Source organism: Hymenobacter ruber, from assembly GCF_054783255.1.
This window is the reverse complement of the sequence record NZ_BAAGQX010000004.1, coordinates 151,639-171,379: the sequence shown is the minus strand read 5'-3', so window position 1 is coordinate 171,379 and position 19,741 is coordinate 151,639. Positions and strand designations below refer to the sequence as shown.

14 protein-coding genes are annotated in these 19,741 nt (G+C 59.8%); 4 read left to right on the top strand and 10 right to left on the bottom strand.

What is annotated here, in order from left to right; all coding sequences use genetic code 11:
• Positions 1-101: 101 nt before the first annotated feature.
• Positions 102-698 carry a HupE/UreJ family protein gene (locus ACYVM5_RS11215; RefSeq protein ID WP_460618201.1) on the bottom strand — a complete coding sequence of 199 codons (597 nt, stop codon included), beginning with the start codon at positions 696-698 and terminating at the stop codon, positions 102-104.
• Positions 699-773: 75 nt separating this feature from the next.
• Here ACYVM5_RS11215 and ACYVM5_RS11210 point away from each other — a divergent pair, with 75 nt between their 5' ends.
• A complete protein-coding gene (locus ACYVM5_RS11210; protein WP_460618200.1) occupies positions 774-1,715 on the top strand; it encodes a hypothetical protein in 942 nt (313 codons plus the stop codon).
• A gap of 68 nt (positions 1,716-1,783) precedes the next feature.
• On the opposite strand, the gene ACYVM5_RS11205 is transcribed toward ACYVM5_RS11210, so the two are convergent.
• The 7 genes from ACYVM5_RS11205 to ACYVM5_RS11175 all read right to left on the bottom strand — a co-directional run bounded on the left by ACYVM5_RS11205 (position 1,784) and on the right by ACYVM5_RS11175 (position 8,356).
• Positions 1,784-2,224: a hypothetical protein gene (locus ACYVM5_RS11205; protein WP_460618199.1), complete on the bottom strand. Its 441-nt coding sequence runs from the start codon at positions 2,222-2,224 to the stop codon at positions 1,784-1,786.
• A gap of 126 nt (positions 2,225-2,350) precedes the next feature.
• Entirely contained in the window at positions 2,351-4,960 is a 2,610-nt protein-coding gene (gene clpB, locus ACYVM5_RS11200) for an ATP-dependent Clp protease ATP-binding subunit (RefSeq protein ID WP_460618198.1), read from the bottom strand.
• Positions 4,961-5,075: 115 nt separating this feature from the next.
• Positions 5,076-6,137, bottom strand: a complete 1,062-nt coding sequence (locus tag ACYVM5_RS11195) for a DUF262 domain-containing protein (protein ID WP_460618197.1) — start codon at positions 6,135-6,137, stop codon at positions 5,076-5,078.
• Positions 6,138-6,141: 4 nt separating this feature from the next.
• Positions 6,142-6,726 carry a hypothetical protein gene (locus ACYVM5_RS11190; protein WP_460618196.1) on the bottom strand — a complete coding sequence of 195 codons (585 nt, stop codon included), beginning with the start codon at positions 6,724-6,726 and terminating at the stop codon, positions 6,142-6,144.
• A 150-nt stretch (positions 6,727-6,876) separates the two neighbouring features.
• Complete coding sequence (locus ACYVM5_RS11185; RefSeq protein WP_460618195.1) at positions 6,877-7,137, bottom strand: type II toxin-antitoxin system YoeB family toxin; 261 nt, start codon at positions 7,135-7,137, stop codon at positions 6,877-6,879.
• Complete coding sequence (locus tag ACYVM5_RS11180) at positions 7,137-7,355, bottom strand: hypothetical protein (RefSeq protein WP_460618194.1); 219 nt, start codon at positions 7,353-7,355, stop codon at positions 7,137-7,139. The genes ACYVM5_RS11185 and ACYVM5_RS11180 overlap by 1 nt, the downstream gene beginning before the upstream one ends.
• A 302-nt stretch (positions 7,356-7,657) precedes the next feature.
• Positions 7,658-8,356 carry a DUF4142 domain-containing protein gene (locus ACYVM5_RS11175; protein WP_460618193.1) on the bottom strand — a complete coding sequence of 233 codons (699 nt, stop codon included), beginning with the start codon at positions 8,354-8,356 and terminating at the stop codon, positions 7,658-7,660.
• Positions 8,357-8,865: 509 nt separating this feature from the next.
• On the opposite strand from ACYVM5_RS11175, the gene ACYVM5_RS11170 reads away from it, so the two are divergent.
• Positions 8,866-9,507, top strand: a complete 642-nt coding sequence (locus tag ACYVM5_RS11170) for a T9SS type A sorting domain-containing protein (RefSeq protein ID WP_460618192.1) — start codon at positions 8,866-8,868, stop codon at positions 9,505-9,507.
• Positions 9,508-9,588: 81 nt separating this feature from the next.
• On the opposite strand, the gene ACYVM5_RS11165 is transcribed toward ACYVM5_RS11170, so the two are convergent.
• Complete coding sequence (locus ACYVM5_RS11165; protein WP_460618191.1) at positions 9,589-10,518, bottom strand: aromatic alcohol reductase; 930 nt, start codon at positions 10,516-10,518, stop codon at positions 9,589-9,591.
• A 498-nt stretch (positions 10,519-11,016) separates the two neighbouring features.
• Between ACYVM5_RS11165 and ACYVM5_RS11160 the strand changes: the two genes are divergently transcribed.
• Entirely contained in the window at positions 11,017-16,410 is a 5,394-nt protein-coding gene (locus ACYVM5_RS11160; protein ID WP_460618190.1) for a carbohydrate-binding protein, read from the top strand.
• Positions 16,411-16,652: 242 nt separating this feature from the next.
• Complete coding sequence (locus ACYVM5_RS11155) at positions 16,653-18,299, top strand: T9SS type A sorting domain-containing protein (RefSeq protein WP_460618189.1); 1,647 nt, start codon at positions 16,653-16,655, stop codon at positions 18,297-18,299.
• 140 nt (positions 18,300-18,439) lie between these two features.
• Here the strand turns inward: ACYVM5_RS11155 and ACYVM5_RS11150 are convergent, their stop codons facing one another.
• The gene (locus tag ACYVM5_RS11150) at positions 18,440-19,456 is read right to left on the bottom strand and encodes a LacI family DNA-binding transcriptional regulator (protein ID WP_460618188.1); all 1,017 of its coding nucleotides are present in this window, start codon (positions 19,454-19,456) and stop codon (positions 18,440-18,442) included.
• Between the last annotated feature and the right edge of the window lie 285 nt (positions 19,457-19,741).

Below are 19,741 nucleotides of genomic sequence, written 5' to 3'. Positions count from 1 at the left end.
GGTTGCGTGAGGAATGCTGATATGCGAGGCTCGATAATGAACGGTCATGCTTCGGCTGCACTCAGCATGACCGTTTTGGTGCTGTTCCTCTTCCCCCGTTCCTACGGCCACAGCTGTTGCAATAGCAGCACTGTGGCAATGCCCAGGGCCGCGCCGCTGATGGTCAGCAGCCAGTCGCGGCGGGCCACGCGCAGGCTGCCCAGCAGCACCGCTCCGGCCAGCAAAATGGCCGATACGATGAGGAGTTGGCCCAACTCTACGCCGATGTTAAAAGCCAGCAGCTCCTCCACTGGCCGGCTGTTTGGCCCGAGCAAGGCCCGCAGGTAGTTAGAAAATCCCAGCCCGTGAATCAGTCCAAAGCCCAGCGCCAGGGCATTGGGGGCTGCCGCCAGCATGGGGGCCCGGCGCGTAATGAGCCGGCCCGCCCCGCGCAGGTTCCACAGCGCCGTGACCATGATGGTGATGGGAATCAGCGCCTCAATAACGGCCGGCTTGAAAGCCACCAGGCCCAGCGTGGCCAGGGCCAGCGTGAGCGAGTGCCCCACCGTGAAACTGGTGACCAGCGCCAGCACGCGCCGCCAGTCGGCCAGCACGTAAGGCGCGCACAGGGCCAGCAAAAACGTGAGGTGGTCGGCCGCGCGCGGCGTGCAGATGTGCAGAAAGCCGAGTTGCAGGTAGGTCTGAAAAACGGAAGCCATGGGGCAAAGCTAGCGGCTTCAGATTTAGGGTCCGCCTTTCTAACTTGTGCCGTTTTTCCACTTCCTTTTCTAATTATGCTGAAACGCTACCTGCTGCTTTCTCTCCTGCTTCCCCTCGGCGCGGCCCGGGCCCAGGCCCCGGCCAATCCCGCCCCGGGCACGTTCTACCTCACGCGCCAGGACACGGCCCGCGCCGTGCACGAATTATTCAAGAGCCGGCGCGGCGGCGGGTTTGGCTGGTTGGCCTTTGGCACGGCGGGAATGGCGGCCTCCATCATTCCCGCGCAGCAGGCCACCAGCGCCGGCGTCTGGACGCCCGGCGTCGTCATCGGTTCGGCCATGGCGGTGCTGGGCACCAAAAAATTCATCCAATTCGGGTGGGGGCGCGAGCGGCGCGTACTACGAAACCTGGCCGCCACCGGCCACCTGCCCACCAACGTGCAACGCCGCCTGCACGGCAACTTCGCCCCCCTGCACGGCACAGCCTCCGCACCCAATCCGCTGCTGGCCTACAGCACGCCCCCCGTTGGTGCGCCGGCGGCAAATGATGCGGCTCCGGCTGCAGCTACCGGCACAGCACTGGCCGCAGCACCGGTTCAGGCCCCGGCCCAAACCCTGGCCGATGCCCGGCAGGATACGCTGGATGCCGTGCAGGGCCTGTTCAATGCCAGGCGGCTGGTCGGGCAGCTGCCCATCCTGCTTGCCCTGCCCGGTCTACGCCTCATGACCGGGGCCACCAAAACCGGGGTTTCGTCGTCGCCCTACGGCCAAACCCAGAGCAGCGACCCGCCGGCAGGTCAGGTAGCCCTAGGGCTGCTGCTGGCAGCAGGCGGCGTTACGTACATGTTCGTGCATAATGCGCCTTATTCCGACGCGAAGTTTAAGCTGTTGCACGACGACTACCTGGCCGGCCACCCGCTCCCGCCTGGCCTGCGCGCCCAACTCAAGCCCAAGCATATCGAAGCCGGCCGCACTTACCGAGAAAAAATGGAGCGACGCGCCAGCCGCCGTCGATAATTCGCCCCGCCGCCGTGGCTGCCGCGGCCGGGGTAGCGGGAGTTTCTCGCGGACGTGAAACAGCAAGACTATTTCGCAGCAGAGAAATGCTTCAAGAGCTTACCCTGTTTAGTATAGATATTCTGCACCTTGAAATAGGGAATTGGGTCACACGCATACAGGCCCCCGCCCCCGCCATAAGCGCCTCCTTCTCCGACGCTCATTGTCTCTCCGAAGTAACCACTTACAATAACAGTGTCCTCTTGCCCTGACTTTACTAAATGAGCATAGTACCGATGAAAATGAGTTGTGTCTCGATAATGCCCAGCTGGATAAGGCACAATAAATTTCTCGTTACCATGAAATAATCTAATAAAACTATTGGACGGACTCACGCGGATTACTGGATAGGCTTCATGAAATTCATCACAGCCCCAATTACTAGGCCAGGTAATAACTACACGGCTCGGTCCTGAAAGCTTGTAGGCAATATCAAAAGAGCCTGAATAGAGCACATAAACTAAAGCCAAGGCAGTTATTACTAATGCGCACCCATGCCGCCTTGAAAGTTTCATGATTTAAACCTACGATTGATAAATGAAAAGCCCCGTCAGCACAACGCTGACGGGGCTTTCCCATTCAAAACCGCTCGGCAATTATACCGCCGGCATTTCCACGTTCTCAAACTTCACCTGTCCGTCTTCTAATACTGCCTCAACAACAGCATCCTTGCTCACGCGGCCCGAGAGGATGTCCTTCGACAGCTCGTTCAGAATTACGCGCTGCAATACACGCTTGAGCGGACGGGCGCCGAACTGCGGGTCGAAGCCCTGCTCGCCGAGGAAGTCGAGCACCTCGTCGGTGGCTTCGAGGCTGATGCCGGCTTCTTTCAGCCGCTGCTGAATCTGGCGGAACTGGATGTCGACAATCTTGCGGATTTCCTTGCGCTTGAGGGGCTGGAACATCACGATTTCGTCGATGCGGTTCAGAAACTCGGGGCGCATGTGCTGCTTGAGGCGCTCCACCACTTCGTCGCGGGTGCGGTCGACGACCTCCTCGTGGTTGAACTCGTTGAGGTCCTTGAAGTTCTTCTGGATGATGTCGGCCCCGGTGTTCGAGGTCATGATGATGATGGTGTTCTTGAAGTTCGCCACCCGGCCTTTGTTGTCGGTGAGGCGGCCGTCGTCGAGCACTTGCAGCAGGATGTTGAACACGTCGGGGTGCGCTTTCTCGATTTCATCGAGCAGCACCACCGAGTAGGGCTTGCGGCGCACGGCCTCGGTGAGCTGGCCGCCTTCGTCGTAGCCCACGTAGCCGGGAGGCGCGCCGATGAGCCGCGACACGGCGTGGCGCTCCTGAAACTCGCTCATGTCGATGCGCACCATCGCATTCTCGTCGTTGAACAAATACTCGGCTAATGCCTTGGCCAGCTCGGTTTTGCCCACGCCGGTGGTGCCCAGGAAAATGAACGAGCCGATGGGCCGCTTGGGGTCTTGCAGGCCGGCGCGGGAGCGGCGCACGGCGTCGGAGATGGCCGCGATGGCTTCGGCCTGGCCGGCTACGCGCTTGCCCAGTTCGGCTTCGAGGTTGAGCAGCTTCTCGCGGTCCGATTGCAGCATTTTGCTCACCGGGATGCCCGTCCACTTGGCCACCACTTCGGCAATGGACTCGCTCGTGACGACTTCCTGGAGCATGGCGCCGCCGTCTTTGTTGGCTGCGGCTTCTTCCTGCAGGGCTTTCAGCTTGGCTTCGGCTTCCTGAATCTTGCCGTAGCGCAGCTCGGCCACGCGGGCGTAATCGCCCTGGCGCTCGGCCTGCTCAGCTTCGAGCTTGAATTGCTCGATGGCTTCCTTCTGGGTTTGAATGCCGGTGAGGACGCCTTTTTCGCTTTCCCAGCGGGCTTTGAGGGTGTCGCGGCGGTCGTTCAGCTCGGCCAGCTCCTTGCTGAGGATGGCTTCGCGGTCGCGGTTGTCTTCGCGGCGGATGGCTTCGCGCTCAATTTCCAGCTGCATGATGCGGCGCTGAATCTCATCCAGCTCCACGGGCATGGAATTCAGCTCGATGCGGAGCTTGGCGGCGGCTTCGTCCATGAGGTCGATGGCCTTGTCGGGCAGGAAGCGGTCGGTGATGTAGCGGGCGCTCAGCTCCACGGCCGCAATCACGGCGTCGTCGGTGATGCGCACGCCGTGGTGCAGCTCGTACTTTTCCTTGATGCCGCGCATGATGCTGATGGCGTCCTCAATGGTGGGCTCGTCCACCATCACGGCCTGGAAACGGCGTTCGAGGGCCTTGTCCTTCTCGATGTATTTCTGGTATTCCTTGAGCGTGGTGGCCCCGATGGCGTGCAACTCGCCGCGCGCCAGGGCGGGCTTGAGCAGGTTGGCGGCGTCCATGGCGCCCTCGCCCCCGCCGCCGGCCCCGATGAGGGTGTGCATCTCGTCAATGAAGAGCACAATCTGGCCGTCGGAGTCGGTCACTTCCTTGATAACGGCCTTGAGGCGCTCCTCAAACTCGCCCTTGTACTTGGCCCCGGCCACGAGCAGGCCCATGTCGAGGCTCATGATGACTTTGTCGCGCAGGTTTTCGGGCACGTCGCCGGCCACGATGCGCTGGGCCAGGCCCTCCACGATGGCGGTTTTGCCCACGCCGGGCTCGCCGAGCAGCACGGGGTTGTTTTTGGTGCGGCGCGAGAGGATTTGCAGCACGCGGCGGATTTCCTCGTCGCGGCCAATCACGGGGTCCATCTTGCCGGCGCGCACCTGCTCGTTGAGGTTGCGGGCGTAGCGGTTCAGGCTCTGGTACTGGTCTTCGGCGCTTTGGCTGGTGACTTTGCGCCCGCCGCGCAGCTCCTTGATGGCGGCCTTCAAGTCCTTGTCGTTGAAGCCGGTGTCTTTGAGCAGCGTGGCCACGGCATCGCGCCCGCCGAGGATGCCCAGCAGCAGGTGCTCGACGGACACGAACTCGTCGCCCATGTCCTTCATGGCCGTGTTGGCGCGCTGCACGGCAGCGGCGGCCTCGTTGGCGAAGTAGGGCGAGCCGCCGCTCACTTTGGGATAGGCGGCCACCAGGGCATCGAGCCGCGGCGTGAGAATGTTGAGGTTGGCGCCCAGCTTATTGGCCAGAAACGAGAAGACGCTTTCGTCGCTCTGGAAGAGGCCCTTCAGCAAATGGCCCGTCTCGACGGCCTGCTGCTGGTTGCCCCCGGCTATTTCGGTGGCCTTCTGCACGGCCTCCTGTGCCTTGATGGTGAAGTTTTTAAAGTCCATGTTGGGTTGTCTCTAAGTAGGTGCTTCGGGTTAGGAAGTTTGTACGAAGGGACTAGCAAACGGGGTGCGAGAAGGCTTTTTCGGACTTTTTGGCGGGAAATAGATTCCTAAATCGCTAAAACAATGTCAATTTTGCAGCAGGCCGTTGCTGGGTTTGGCTCATAAGTAGCTTGTTAATTATTTCACCGCGAGTTATTCTATTATTTCTGTCGGTAGTAGCGTGTATAGCTGCTTTACGATAGTTAGCTACTTCTTCATAAGAAAGAGGGAAACCGTCAAGTGAATTTGCGTTAATGTTGTTGAAATTATCAACATGTTTGTAAAAGTCAATAAGTAAAGCACTTGCTATGCTTGATTCAATGTCCAAATTCTGCTTGTACATAATCTTATGCAATTCGATGATAAGCGTAAAAATGTCAGACTGCTTCCACACCCGTATGTTACCAGGTATATTTAAAGAGTCTATCTTATCTAGAACTACCTGAAGCTCGCGGTTAATTCTGTCTTTATCAGGAAATGTATCATTGTACTTTTCCAAATAAGGTTCAATTTGAGCATTACGATTAAAGTAAGTAGACATAATCGTAACAGTTAACGACAACATGAATTGCATGTCCAACATCCGTCTAACTTCGTTAGAACTGAATACACGATGCTCTTCCCAAAACATTAGAGACGATATTTTTTCCGCAAATGTGATTAACTCCCCGTGAAATTGCGAGTTATGCACCTCCATAGGATTCAGCGCATAATTTGTCGAGTTTATTCTCTGGAATATTTCTTTTACCTCCTCGATAGGTATGTTCCCAAGGTCTCTCACAACTACCTCATAGTCGAGAAACAGATTTTTCTCCTCAATACTTAAATCCTTGTAAGGCTTAACCGTTTTTGGTAAAACCAATGTCTCGGAGCCATTAAAGTATTGAAAAACCGTATCTAGCCTTTGTTGTCCGTCAACAAGAAGCTCAAAACTCATCCCCGTTTCTAAATTTACTTCACCTGCGGCAACATAAATCTCAGGAAAAGGAAAGTTTTCGAGTACGGTTTCTATGAAAGCAACTTTATGCTTCATACTCCAAACTAATCGACGCTGAAAATCAGGACGCGGAATCAGCGTCCTATCCTTTATTGACGTAATTAGTACTCTAAGTCTGCGGTTTGTTGCGGATGTTCTCATGTTGCTAAATAGGATTTTGACAGAGCTGTACAGTTTCTGCGTGATAGGCTTCCAAGAAGTCAAAAGAGTGAAATAAGCCTGCCCTTATTTTATAAGGACCGTATTTATTTGATGAAGTTATTGATTCAAAAAAATTCCACCACTCTTCACGACGAGGAAAAACATTGGAAACCGGAAGCTTATCGGGTCTTATCCAACCTTTCATGTGTGATAAAGCAAACCTGATTCTCTCTCTTTCGGGCCAACTTCTTACGAGGGCATCATATTTAAAAACTTCTTTCCAAATAGCCTCATAAATTTCTTTAGAAACAATTGCTAAATCAATATCTGACTCGTCGCCAAAAGGAGAATAGCGCTTTCTAGGTGCAATACTGAAGCCCAACTTGCCAGACCCCACCATATAAACATCAGTGGGATGAACATTAAAATGCTCAGCAACATCCATTCTTAAACTATCGAACATACCACCGCTAATAGCGAATGGCTCTCCCATAATTATATATTTTCTAACCAACTGCAGCGTTGAAAGTAACGGGCAATCGGCTTGAAACGCGGCTATTCGAGCATGTGCTTCTACTTCGTTAGGCATCTATGGTAGTTGTAGAAGTAACAAGGCCTCAATCAATGGACAGCAAGCTACACAGAAGCTCCTGTTTCTTCAGCGGCGGGGGCAGCGGGCGGGGGGGTGGGGCGGTTGGGGAGAAGCTGTGGTATCGTTCTGGTGGCGGGGGCAGCGAGGCTACTTCTCGTAGTGGAAGCGGCAGGCGGCGATAAACAGGGTTTCGCCTTGCACCTGATACACCAAACGGTGTTCGTGATTGATGCGCCGCGACCAGAAGCCGCGCAAATCGTTTTTCAACGCCTCCGGCTTGCCCGTGCCTTTGTAGGGCGTGCGGGTGCATTCTTTGATGAGGTCGTTGATTTTGTGCAGGATATCACGGTCGGTTTCCTGCCAGTACAGGTAATGTGCCCACGCCTTTTGAGAGAAGCTGACCAGCATTAGCTCAACTCTTTCATCGGCACGGTCTGGCCCTGCCGGATTTGCTCAATGGACTCCAGCAGTTCGCGGGCATTGGCTGGGTTGCTCAGCAGATACTCTGTTTCGTCCTGCGGTTTGGCTTTCGTGCGGGCCGGGGTAGCTTTCACAAACGGCAGGCTTTGCAGCAACTCCATCATGAAGGCCGCTTTGTTATCAGGAATTTCCAGCGTGATTTTCATACTATCCAAAACTACGAAGATTCCACATAGTTCCTGACGCCTGCCCAAGAAGCTCCCGTTCCTTCAGCGGCGGGGGCAGCGGGCAGCGGGGTGATGGAATAGATTGCCAGCGACTCAAGAAGCTGCCGTTGCTTCCGTAACGGGAGCCTGGGGCGGGAATGGGGCACTGTTAGTGTGTAGCCGGGCTCCCCTGCTGCAACGCTTCGCCCGGGCTAATGCGAAAGCATCGGCTTGGGCGAAGCGGTAGAATAGCCAGTATTCAGTTTTGGTTCCGGCGTGGACGCGGGTGCTCCTACACTGGTTCAGTCGACCTTTTTCTCGATTTTATCGGCCAGCGCTCTGCGGGAGTGCAGGATGGGCAGGTTTTTGGTGGCATAGCTTTTCACGGCCGGGGTTTCGGCGTTTTTGCTTTTCACCTCAAACATGGCGATGTCCAGCTTGTGGGCTTTTTCCATCAGGTCCATGTAAGACTCGTCGAAGCTTTTGCCCGTTTTGTCCAGCATGCGGTCGGCTAGGTGCTGATGCACCGGCAGCATGGTGGTGGGAAGTGTGGCATTGAGCTGCCGGGCCAGGGCTTTCAGCTCCTGGTCGTTCTGCGAGTGGAGGGCCACCATGGATTGCGCGAATTTCCGTACATCGGGGCTGGCAGCCTTTTCCGCAGCCAGCTGGCCCACCTGAATCTCCAGGATGTTGCTGCTGCCCGCATCAATCAGAAACACGGGGTCGGTCATGGTGGCGAAGGTGCCCATGAAGACCGCCAAATCACCGGCCGGAACGTCGCCCGCTGCTACGCGCGCCATGCTGCCGGCATCAGTATCGCCGGTGCTGGCCGTCGCGGCTCCATTGGCAGCGCTGGCGGGCGGGTTGCTGGCCACGTCAGCACTGGATGGCGTAGCGCCCACGCCACTATCGGCCGTGGCATCCGAGCTGGTTTTGGAGGAGCTACAGGCTTCCCCAACCAGCAGGGTACCCATTACCAGAAAAAGAGGAAGAGCTTTCATAGGATTGAGGTTTAATTTATATCATTAAATATACTTATTAATATATTAATTAGACCAAAACCGGCTCCGCCTGTTTGCTTTTCCGGAAGCGAATCTCTTGACAGCGAATCCTGATTCCGGCTTCATGGGGCTGCAGGTATTGAGCTGCCGGACTTACTTATCGAAGGGCAAATGGCCGCTGGTGGGGGAATAATTCTGGCCGGGCACGACGGCAAGCTGCGCCACGAGCAAAAAGTCAGTAAAAAGCGTTAAATTTATTTTGCTAAATGGCAGTATTTTTTTGGCCTGAGCCCGTCTAAAGTGCAAACGTTTGTGCCTAACTAAAACGGCCCCAAGAACGTATGTATGCCAACTACTTTCGGGCTATTGAGGAGGTTGGCGGAATATATTCCAGCATAACCATCCTCGTTAAGGGCGAAAAATTTGCCCTGAGCCGGGTACAATAAAACACAATTCACCCGTACTTTTGAGTCACAATTCCCAACCAACATTTTCAAACAATCCGCATTATGAAAAATTCTACACTTAAGCTTAGCTTCCTGCTGGCTTTCCTGTTCTCGGCCACCGTGTCGATGGCTCAAATTACCACCGTTGGCATCATCGGCTCGGCAACCACCCCTAACGGCTGGAACGCCTCCACTCCCATGACGCTGACTACCGCCGGCGGCCACGACTGGACGATTACCGTGACACTCATCGTGGGTGAAGCAAAATTCCGTGCTAACGATGCCTGGACGGTAAACTGGGGCGCTACGGGCTTCCCAACGGGTACCGGCGTACAGGACGGCCCAAACATTCCGATTGCCACGGCTGGCCGCTACACCGTGCGCTTCAACGACGCAACGGGCGCTTACTCGTTCACGACCGTAACGGCTACCAAAGCTGCCAGCGCCGCCATCCTGCAACTGGCAGTAGCTCCGAACCCTGCTTCGGGCTCGGCCAGCGTATCATATGAGTTGCCCGCCACGGCTACGGCCGCCATCACGGTGCAGAACCTGATGGGCCAGTCGGTTCGTCAGTTCCCGGCCGTGCGCCAGAACGCTGGCCTGCAAAGCCAGAACCTGCCCCTGCAAGGCCTCGCCTCGGGTATCTACTTGGTGAAGCTGGAAACCGGTGCCCTGACCCAGACCACCCGCCTGGTGGTAGAATAGTGCTTGCCGCCCGGGCCTGAAAAGTCCCGGCGCTTTTGGCCGCCCCCGCCCCGCCCGGAAACGGATGGAGCGGGGGCGGTTTCATTTGCGGGCAGCCAGCACTTCGCGCACCGGCGTCCAGCGGATTTCGGGGTAGCGGGCGTTGTCGAGCGGGCTGAGCTTGGGGCGGCCTGTGAACATGTTGTGCAGGTATTGCATACCCTGCCAGGGCGGAAATACGTCGTCGGAGGCGGGCATGAGGGTTTTGGTCACTTTTATCATCGTAGCCAGCACCCACAGGCCACCCACGCGCAACAGCTTGAAGGGCGTGCCGGTGGCGGCGGTGGCGGCTTGTTGGAGGCCGCGAATGCTGGCTACTTCGCCGGCCACGCGCAGGTAGCGGGGCGTGGTGGGGTCGAGGGCGGCGGCGGCCGTGAATTCGGCCGTGTTGGCAATAGTGGTGAAGTCGAGCGGCTGGTCGGCATCGCCGTAGTAGAGCACCCGCTTCATGCCGAAGAGCACCACCGGGGCCTGGCCGGTAAGCAGGTCGGTGAACATGCCGTTGAGAATGGACGTGGCCTGGATGGGGGCCTGGTCGAGCCGCTGATTGAATTCGCGGCGCAGGTCGAGGTTGCGGTTGGAGCCGGCGGGGAGCTTGGTGTAGTCGATGCAGTAGTCGGACGGGATAAAGCGGGGCACGCCGGCGGCCACGGCCGCGTCGAGCAGGCGCTTTTGGGTGTCCACAATCACCTCGCGCAGGCCCGAGAGGGCCGATACCACGCAGGCCGCGCCCGCGCAGGCTTTGGTGAGAGCCGTGACGCTGTTGAAATCGACAGTTAGGATTTCGGCGCCGAGGTCCTGCAGTTCAGTTACTTCGGGCTTGATGTTGCCCGGGCGCACCAGCGCCCGCACGGCCGCGCCGCGTTTCAGCAGCTCCCGGGCAATGCGGGAGCCAAGGTCGCCGGTGGCCCCGGCCAGCACGATGGGGGCAGTACTGGATTGGGGCGGCGGAGTTGATTGATTAGTTGCCAAAACGAAGTTGTGGGGTTGCTGGGTGAAACCTCCTGGCGGGAGGCTGGGCGTTGCCAGCACGCCGAGGGCAAGCTGTGCCCGAGCCGAAGGTTTCTATCAGTACTCATTTCCCGCGAGGCGGTTGCCTGCGGGCCGCGCGGCGCAGTATTTGAGGCCGCTGCCAACCGCTTCGGATTATTCGGAATAGCGGGATTTTACCGCAAACGTTTTCGTAGATAAATCTGCTAAAGCCCTAGCTTTTAGGCTTGACAGTCCAATACCTTTAGCCACCTGTTCGCCTCACCAGGTCGGTTTCTGCCCGGCCACGATGCTGCAGCCGGACCGAAGCGGCACTAAGCCGGCCGGTTGCGGCTGATGCGGGCTGCGCTGGTTTCAGCCCCTGCTTTTTCTGGTTTCTGTTCGCCGCCGATGTTTTTCGGCTGGCCGGCTGGCTGCACCCTTTTCGGGATGGTCGCCCCTGCCCTACCCTTCGCTACAATCAACCAAACTCCCACCCTGATGAAGAAACTGCTATCGATTTTACTGCTGAGCTGGCTGGCGCTGAGCACCGGCCACGGCCAGGCTATTTCGCCCTACCTCGCCGGCCAGAATGCCTGGCTGCCCACCGCCCTGGGCACGCAGGTGTACAACGGGCTGCTCGACCGGCTGTGGCCGGTGGTGAAGCAGTCGAAGGTGCGCATGGTGCGCATCGGCGGCAACGGCGTGAACTCCAACCTGGTGACCAACGCGCAGTACATCGCCCTGATTGACTCTATCCGCCGCATCGGGGCCGAGCCGATGGTGACGGTTTCGGAGGGGCGCGGGCGCTTCACGGCAGCCCAGGCGGCGCAGGTGGTGCAGTACGTGAACATCACAATGGGCCGCAACATCCGGTACTGGATTATCGGCAACGAGCCGGATTTGAACAATACTTCGCAACCCAACCCCGTGCCGGTGGCCGGCGTGGCGGCTTATATCAAGTCCTTCGCCTCGGCGATGAAAGCCGTGGACCCGACCATCCTGACCGTAGGACCGGAAAACGCCTCTTACGGCGGTAGCTACATGCCCTCGCTGGTGGGCGGGGCCAACGACATCACCGGCACCGATGCCAACGGGCGCTACTACATCGACGTTATTTCCTTCCACAGCTACGCCTTCAATGGCACGCAAACCCGCGCCGCGGTGCTGGGAGCCGCCCAGACGCTCACCAACAACGTGAACAACCTGCTGGGCCTCATGGCGGCCGCGAACACCAAAAACAACCGCACCGGGGCCAACGCCCTGCGCTGGGCCCTCACCGAATTCAACATCGACTACGCCAACCCCACCGCCAATACCGTGGAGGGCGTGGGCGTGCATTCGTTTCTGAACGGGCAGTACTGGGCCGAAGTGTTTGGCGTGGGCATGAAGTACGAGGGCGTGTCGATGCAGCCGTGGTCCATTCATGAGGGCAGCGGGGCGCGCGGAACCGGCGATTTGGGCTACCTGGACGGCAGCACCGTGGCGGCTATCAAGCCGCGCTCGGCCTACTGGCACGAGATGCTGATGTCGGAAAACCTGCACGGCACCAATCTCAACGCCACCGACAACCAGGCCACGGTGAAAGTGCTCAGCAGCACCGATAACGGGACCACCGCCGTGATGGTGCTGAACGAGAGCGACGTGACGGACTATGACTTCACGGTGCAGCTGGACGGGGCCACGGTGCCCGGCACGGCGGCCCTGAAAATCAACGTGCCGGCCGGCATTAACGCGGCTTACAATGACAAGATTTACGCGCAGTCGACGCTGGTTTTGCTATTCAACAGCCAGGGCGCACTTACGCGCAAAATCGTGTACTCGCTGCAGCACGCGCAGCAAACGCTGCCGCCGACTTATCTCAGCCCCGGCCACAACGTGACGCTGGCCTCGTTTTCGTCGGATAAAACTTTCACCTGCGTGGCGCCCGAGGCGGTGAATTTCACGGCCTCGGTGCTGGGCGAGGCTACTTCGCTGACCTGGGATTTTGGCGCGGGGGCCACGCCGGCCACCGGCACCGGCCGCGGGCCGATTGCGGTGACGTATGCCACAGCCGGCAACAAAACCATTGCGCTGACGCTGGTGAATGCCGACACGACGATTGTGAATACCAAGGTTAACTACCTGCCCGTGAGCAGCTGCATCCGCACGCCCTACCCCACCACCGTGCCCGTGATTCCGGGCGTGGTGAAGGCTATTGAGTACGACAACGGTGGCGAGAACGTGGCTTACCACGACACCGAAACGGCCAACCGCGGCGCGGCCGCCGACCCCAACGTGCCCCGCCCCACCGAAGGCGTGGACACGAGCAACAGCGGCGAGGGCATCGGCGAAGTGGGCTACACGGCCAGCGGCGAGTGGCTGAAATACACGGTGAACGTGCTGCGCACCGGCCTCTACCAGCTGCGCGTGCGAGTGTCGACGGGGGCCACGTCCACCGGCTCGCTACGGCTGTCGGTGAACGATGTGGACCGCACCGGCGTGGTGGCCGTGCCCGCTACGGGCAGCTTCGGGACGTACCAGGATGTGGTTATCAGCAACGTGTATTTAGAGGCTGCGGCCACCACCACGCTCAAGTTCGACATCGTGAGCGGCGGCTTCAACTTCTCGAAGCTGACGTTTGCCGAGCAGCCGCTCACGGGCATTGTGGTGAACCGGATGTACAACGGCAGCTCGACATCGGACGGCTCGACGGATGCCGTGGAGCTTCTTGTGACGCAGGACCACCTCGACATTCGCGGGCTGATTGTGAAGGATTTCGAAACCAACCTGACCAGCGACACCGGCGGCAAAATCCAGTTCAAGGACAACGCGCTGTGGAAGGATTTGCGCATCGGCACCACCATCGTGCTGCGCCGTTTGACTTCGGGCATTACGGGCTACGCGACGGACGTGGACGCATCGGATTTCACGGTGGATATGCTGATGGAAAACACCACGTACCTGGCCGATTTGTCGAATTCCGGCCAGAATTTCAACCTGACTAATACCGACATGGTGCTGCTGAAAACCGGCGCGGCCAGCGGCATCGATAACCCGGTACACGCGCTGGTATCGAACAACGGCAGCACCAACGCCCTCTACACCGGCCTCACCGGGCCGAAGCTGGTCTTCAACGCCGTCCTCAACACCGGCGCGTTCCTCTACCCGACTAACCCGGCCCAAAGCACGGCCGACTACAACGGCACCGCCGTAGCCAGCAGCACCAGCACCACCCGCAACTGGGGCTACGGCTTCGGCACCGGCAACACCAGCTACATCAACACCCTGCGCGGGCTGGCCGTCACGCCGCCCTCTATCGTGGTGAACCGGATTTACAACGGCTCGAACGACGGCACGGGCAACCTCGACGCCGTAGAGCTGCTAGTGGTGCAAGACCACCTGGACGTGCGCGGCATGATTGTGAAGGATTTTGAAACCAACGGCACGGCCGACAACGGCGGCAAATACCAGTTCACGAACAACGCTTTTTGGTCGGATTTGCGCAGCGGCACCACCATCGTGCTGCGCCAGCTGGCCGGCCCCGCCGGCTACGTGCCCGACTACGATGCCTCGGATTTCACGCTGGATATGCTGCTGGGCAACACTGCGTACCTGACCAACGTGGGCGGCACCAGCATCTTCAACATCACGCAGTACGACATGGTGATGGTGAAGGCGGCGGGCTCGCCGGCGGCGGGCGTGACGGGGGCCATCCACACGTTTGCCACGCGCCTGGCGCTTGGTGGCTCGGTGGCGGCCGGCACCTCGGCCAACTACACGGCCACGCCCAACTACAAAATGGCCGCGCCGAACCTGGACAACGGCGGCAGCCCCAGCAAGTTTGTTTACCCGCTGAACCCCACCCAGACCCTGGCCGACTACACCGGCACCGGCAAAGCCGACGCCTCGGGCAGCACGGCCCTGAACTGGGGCTACGGCTTCGGCCAGCCCAACATCGACTACATCCAAAGCCTGCGCAATGCCGTGACCGGCCCCGATTTGGTGGTGGCCAGCGGCCAGCGCCTCACGGCCGGCGGCAGCTACAACAGCATCACGGTGCAGCCTGGCGGGCTGCTCACGCTGCTGGGAGCTACCAGCGTGTCCAGCGCCGTGCAGGTGCAGGCGGGCGGCGTGTTCGTGAGCAACTGCCAGGCGCTGGGCGGCGCGGCTAGCTTCCAGCTGCAGGCCGGCGCGGAGCTGCAAATCTGTGACCCGGCCGGCATCGCGGCCAGCGGCACTACGGGCGCTATTCAGGTTACCGGTAGTCGCACGTTTGATGCGGATGCGACTTACACTTACAACGGCACGGCAGCCCAGCTTACCGGCGCGGGCCTGCCCGCCCAGGTGCGCAACCTCACGGTGAATAATACCCTCGGCCTCACGCTAAGCCAGGGCGTGAGCGTGGCTCAGATGGCCCGCCTGCAAAGCGGCAACCTGAACACCAGCGGCCAGTCGTTCGTGCTGCTTTCCACAGCCGATGGCACGGCGTTGATTGATAATACCGGCGGCGTGGTGACGGGTAGCGGCACCATGCAGCGGGCCATCACCGGCGGCGCGACGGGGCTGGGCTACCGCCACTTCAGCTCGCCGGTAGCCGGGGCCACGTTTGGCAGTTTGGCCACGACGGGCTTTGCGCCCACGTTCAATTCGGCCTACAACACCAGCGCCACGCCCGGCGCGGTGTCGCCCTTCCCCACGGTGTTTGGGTACGATGAAAGCCGGATTGCGACTGTTACTTCGAATTATGGAGCTTTTGATAAAGGCTGGTTTTCCCCCGCTGCGGCTACTGATGTGATGCAGCCCACGCGCGGCTACACCGTGAATATGCCCGTCACGACTGCGCCCGTGGCCTTCACCGGCACCTTCAACAACGCCGCACAGAACTCGGGCGCGTTGAACCGGGGCACCGATGCCGATGCCGGCTGGCAGCTGCTGGGCAACCCCTACCCCAGCCCGCTGGACTGGAACACCGTGACCGCCGCCCAGCGCCCGGGCCTCGATGCCGCCATGTACGTGTACCAGAGTACCGGCCGCTACGCCGGCACCTACCGCAGCTACGCCAACGGCGTGGGCACCTCGCCGCTGGTGGTGGCCGGCTCGGGCTACTTCGTGCGGGTGAGCACCCCCGGCACGCCCGGCGCCGTGAACCTGACCAACGCTAACCGCGTCACCAGCTTCGCGGCGCAGCCCGTATTTGGGCGCGGCATGGCTGATAGCCGGCCGATGCTGCACCTGCAGCTGGCCGGTGCCGGCCTAAGCGACGATACCTTCCTCTACCTGCAAGCCGGCGCCACGGCTGGCGTTGATACCGAATTCGACGCTACCAAGCTGCCCAACCCCGCCGGCCTCGACTTGGCCACGCTGAGCGGAACCCGCCCGCTGGCCATCAACGGCCTGCCCCTGTTGGGCACCACTGAGGTAGTGGTGCCGCTGCACCTGCGCGTGCCGCAGGCGGGCAGCTTCACCTTTGAAGTGGCGGATTTGGTCAACTTCGGCAGCAACCCCGTCTACCTGCGCGATGCCCTGACGGGCACCCAGCAACTGCTGGCTACCGGCACTGCTTACACTTTAGCCCTGGCCACGGCTGCGAGCGGCACCGGACGCTTTAGCCTCGTGCTGCGCCCGGCCACGGTGACGGCGGCGCGGGCCGAGCTGAATGCGGCCACGGTGAGCCTGTACCCAAACCCGGCGCACGGTAGCTTCACGGTGCTGCTGCCGCCGCTGGCGGGGCCGCGCGAGGTGCGTGCCACGCTGTTCAATGCGCTGGGGCAGGCCGTGCTCACGCGCACCATTGGGCTGAATGCGGCCGGTGCTACGGCGGAGTTTCAGACAGCGGCGCTGGCCGTGGGCGTGTACACGCTGCGGCTACAGGCCGCCGGGCAGGTGCTCACGAAGCGCGTGGTGCTGGAGTAAGCAGGAATTAGGCTAATCAGCCAAAAGGAACGGTCATGCTGAGCACAGTCGCAGCATCGCTACCGCATTAGTAAACCCCATCGGTTGGATTACTCACGCAGTAGCGGTGCTTCGGCTGCACCGGCATGACCGTTCTTTTTCACTCCATTACCAAATCGTTCCGAGGACATTTTTTCATCAGCCAGGGCGGAGTTGCGCGCTGATTTTTCTCTCTTTTTTCCATTCCCAAATTCCCACATCCTATGAAAAAACTACTTCGCAACTCTTTCCAAATCCTGCTGGCCGCACTGATGCTTGGCACGGCAGCACAGCCGGCCGCAGCCCAGGGCGTGCCCGTGAGCACCAATTTCTTCGGCATCAACTACTGGAATAACCAGCTCAATGCCGCCATCACGGCCGACCTGAAAACGGCCCAGATGAAATTCTACCGCATTGGCGGCAACGAGCGCAACCGCAACACCAACCCGGCCCGCGACTGGAGCGTGAAGGAAAACTGGCTGCCGCTGGTGAATTACATCAAGACGAATCTGAATGGCGAGCCGCTGGTGCAGTTGTCCATCAACCTGACCGATGCGCAGGTGACTACCTGTGTGAACTACTTCACGAGCAACGGCGTGAGCTACTTCGCCATCGGCAACGAGGCCGACCCGGCCCCCGACCAGATGAGCATGACCGATTGGGTGACCAACAACCAGCCCTATCTGGGCCTGAGCTACTACGGCTTCCGCGACCGGTTCAAGGCCATGGCGCGGCTGGTGAAGCAAGCCAACAACAATTGCAAAATCGTGGGTGGCGACTTCCGCCTGTTTTACGACCAGCCGATTTCACTCTACTATTCCAACTTCATCACCGACGTGGGCGACGAGTACGTGACGGTGGGCACCCGCAAAATCCCCCTGCTCGACACGTTTTCGTTTCATTACTACGACAGCGCGGGCAACCGCGAGCAAGTACTGGCCAGCCGTTTCGACACCATTCAGGGCTACCTCGACAACGTGAACACCACCCGCCACGGCCTCGACGCGACGTGGACCGACCTGCGCCTGGCCGTGACCGAAGTGAACACCGAAGCCAAATCGACCAGCACCTGGAAACCCTACGGCTTCACCGCCGGGCAGTTTGTGGCCACCATGACCAAACTAGCACTGGCCCACCGGGCCTTCTGCGTCACGCCGTGGAGTATTGCGGAAAGCAACAGCGACCAGGGCAGCACCGATTTTTCGCTCTACAATGCCAACAATTCGCGCCGCTCCACCATGCACCACTTCGCGCTGCTAAGCCAGAACCAACGCGCCAATTACATGCCCGGCGACCAGGAAACCAACGCCAGCTACGCCAAAGACGACCTAGTGTTTTTGGGCCTGCGCGATGCCACCGGCTACACCGTGCTGCTGATGAACAACTCCGGCACCGCCCGCACCTACAGCATCTCGCTCGACAACACCTACCGCGGCTCGGCCTCGGCCCGCATCAAACTGGAAGGCTACAGCGGCGTCTCAACCGACCTGCGCACGGGCACCATCAACGGCCACATGAGCATTCTCTACCGCCTCACCCCGTCGGGCACCTTCGAATCGAAAACCTACTACGACGACAACGACACGGCCCCGGTGCTGCAACGCACCGCCACCGTGACGGCCACCGCCGGGACCGCCGCCGCGCCCGCCGTAGCCATCTACCCCAACCCGACCACCGTCAGCTTCGCCCTCGACGGCCTGGCCGGCCCGGTGGACGTAGTGCTGCGCAGCCTCACGGGGCAGGTGGTGCTACGGCAGCAGCAAGTTGCCACCGCGCCGGTTGATGTCAGCCGGCTGGCAGCGGGCACGTACCTGCTCACGGTGACCACCGAAACGGGCCAGGTGCTGCGCCGCAAGGTGACGCGGGAGTAAAAAATAAGACGCCTGTCATCCTGAGCGCAGCGAAGGACCTTATCACGTTCGCATTGGCTGGTTACGACCAATCATTCAACGTGGTAAGGTCCTTCGCTGCGCTCAGGATGACAAGTAAATTCGCCGATGACAGATAAATCTCAGCCCTGCGCGGTGGAGCGCCGCTGAAACAGCGTCGACTCCAGCACTACGCTTTGGCTGGGGAGCACGGCTTTCTTCTTTTCTACGGCGCGGAGGAGGATTTTGGCGGCTTCGCGGCCGATGTCGTAGGCGGGCTGGGTGATGGTGGATAGCGGCGGGTCGAGCAGGGCGGCGGCTTCGAGGTTGGAGAAGCCAATGACTTTGATATCCTGGGGAATGCGGCGGCCCAGCTCGTTGCACACTTGGTAGGTGCTGATGGCCAGCCGCTCGACGGACGCAAACACGCCGTCGATATCGGGCCGGCGCAGCAGCAGCTCGCGGATGAGCGCCACGTTTTGCTGGTTGTCCATCACACCGTGTAGGATGAGGTCGGGGTCGGCCGCGCGGCCGTGGGCAGCCAGGGCATCCAGGTAGCCTTGCAGCCGGAACTGACCGATGGACAGGTTGTTGGAAATGAGCAGGTGCGCGATGTGCTTGCACCCCGCTTGGATGAGGTGCTCGGTGGCCTGGTAGCCGCTTTCGTAGTCGTTAGTGGTGACTTTGGCGGTGGCCACTTCGGCGCACACACGGTCAAAAAACACAATGGGAATGTTGGCTTCGCGCAGGCTCTTGATGTGGGCGAAGTCCTCGGTCCCGCTGGCCACGGACATCAGCAGGCCATCGACCCGGCCGCCTTTGAGGTGCTGCACGATGGACACTTCGCGGGTGTAGTCGTCGTGGGTGAGGTAGATGAGGACGTGGTAGCCGGCCTGGCGGGCAGCCTCTTCTATCCCGTTGATGGCCAAGGCAAAGAAGTGATTGGCGACTTTGGGTATCACCACGCCGATGGTCTTGCTGATGTTGCGGCGCAGGCTGCTGGCGTAGGCGTTGGGCTCATAGTGGCGGGCGGCGGCCAGGGCGCGCACCCGCTGCTTGGTGGCTTCGGATACTTCGTGGCTGTCGCGCAACGCCCGCGAAACCGTGGCGATGGACATGTTCAGCTCTTCGGCCAGCGACTTCAGGTTCACGGGCGTCATGGGGGAGGGGCGGCTTTCGGACAGAAAAAAGAGGAGACAGCCTTTTTCGGGGCTGATGAATGTCGGGCAAGTTACAAACCCCGGCCGCTAAGCACCCAAAACGGCCCGATTTGCTGCAAACGTTTACGTAAATAAAGGCCTGCTATTGCATTAGATAGCAGATTACAATCCGGTAATTCGCAGAGCCAAGCCCGGTTTTCAGGCCCCAACATTGGGCTCCGGGCTGGCCACCCCCGATGAGCCCGCCCCTTGCGCGGTGCGCCGGCCGGCTTCGTCTCTCTCTGT

Bases quoted from the DNA above. Each gene is read 5' to 3' on its own strand.
- ACYVM5_RS11215 (WP_460618201.1), bottom strand. From the start codon at position 698: ATGGCTTCCGTTTTTCAGACCTACCTGCAACTCGGCTTTCTGCACATC.
- ACYVM5_RS11210 (WP_460618200.1), top strand. From the start codon at position 774: ATGCTGAAACGCTACCTGCTGCTTTCTCTCCTGCTTCCCCTCGGCGCG.
- clpB (WP_460618198.1), bottom strand. From the start codon at position 4,960: ATGGACTTTAAAAACTTCACCATCAAGGCACAGGAGGCCGTGCAGAAG.
- ACYVM5_RS11195 (WP_460618197.1), bottom strand. From the start codon at position 6,137: ATGAGAACATCCGCAACAAACCGCAGACTTAGAGTACTAATTACGTCA.
- ACYVM5_RS11190 (WP_460618196.1), bottom strand. From the start codon at position 6,726: ATGCCTAACGAAGTAGAAGCACATGCTCGAATAGCCGCGTTTCAAGCC.
- ACYVM5_RS11185 (WP_460618195.1), bottom strand. From the start codon at position 7,137: ATGCTGGTCAGCTTCTCTCAAAAGGCGTGGGCACATTACCTGTACTGG.
- ACYVM5_RS11180 (WP_460618194.1), bottom strand. From the start codon at position 7,355: ATGAAAATCACGCTGGAAATTCCTGATAACAAAGCGGCCTTCATGATG.
- ACYVM5_RS11175 (WP_460618193.1), bottom strand. From the start codon at position 8,356: ATGAAAGCTCTTCCTCTTTTTCTGGTAATGGGTACCCTGCTGGTTGGG.
- ACYVM5_RS11170 (WP_460618192.1), top strand. From the start codon at position 8,866: ATGAAAAATTCTACACTTAAGCTTAGCTTCCTGCTGGCTTTCCTGTTC.
- ACYVM5_RS11160 (WP_460618190.1), top strand. From the start codon at position 11,017: ATGAAGAAACTGCTATCGATTTTACTGCTGAGCTGGCTGGCGCTGAGC.
- ACYVM5_RS11155 (WP_460618189.1), top strand. From the start codon at position 16,653: ATGAAAAAACTACTTCGCAACTCTTTCCAAATCCTGCTGGCCGCACTG.
- ACYVM5_RS11150 (WP_460618188.1), bottom strand. From the start codon at position 19,456: ATGACGCCCGTGAACCTGAAGTCGCTGGCCGAAGAGCTGAACATGTCC.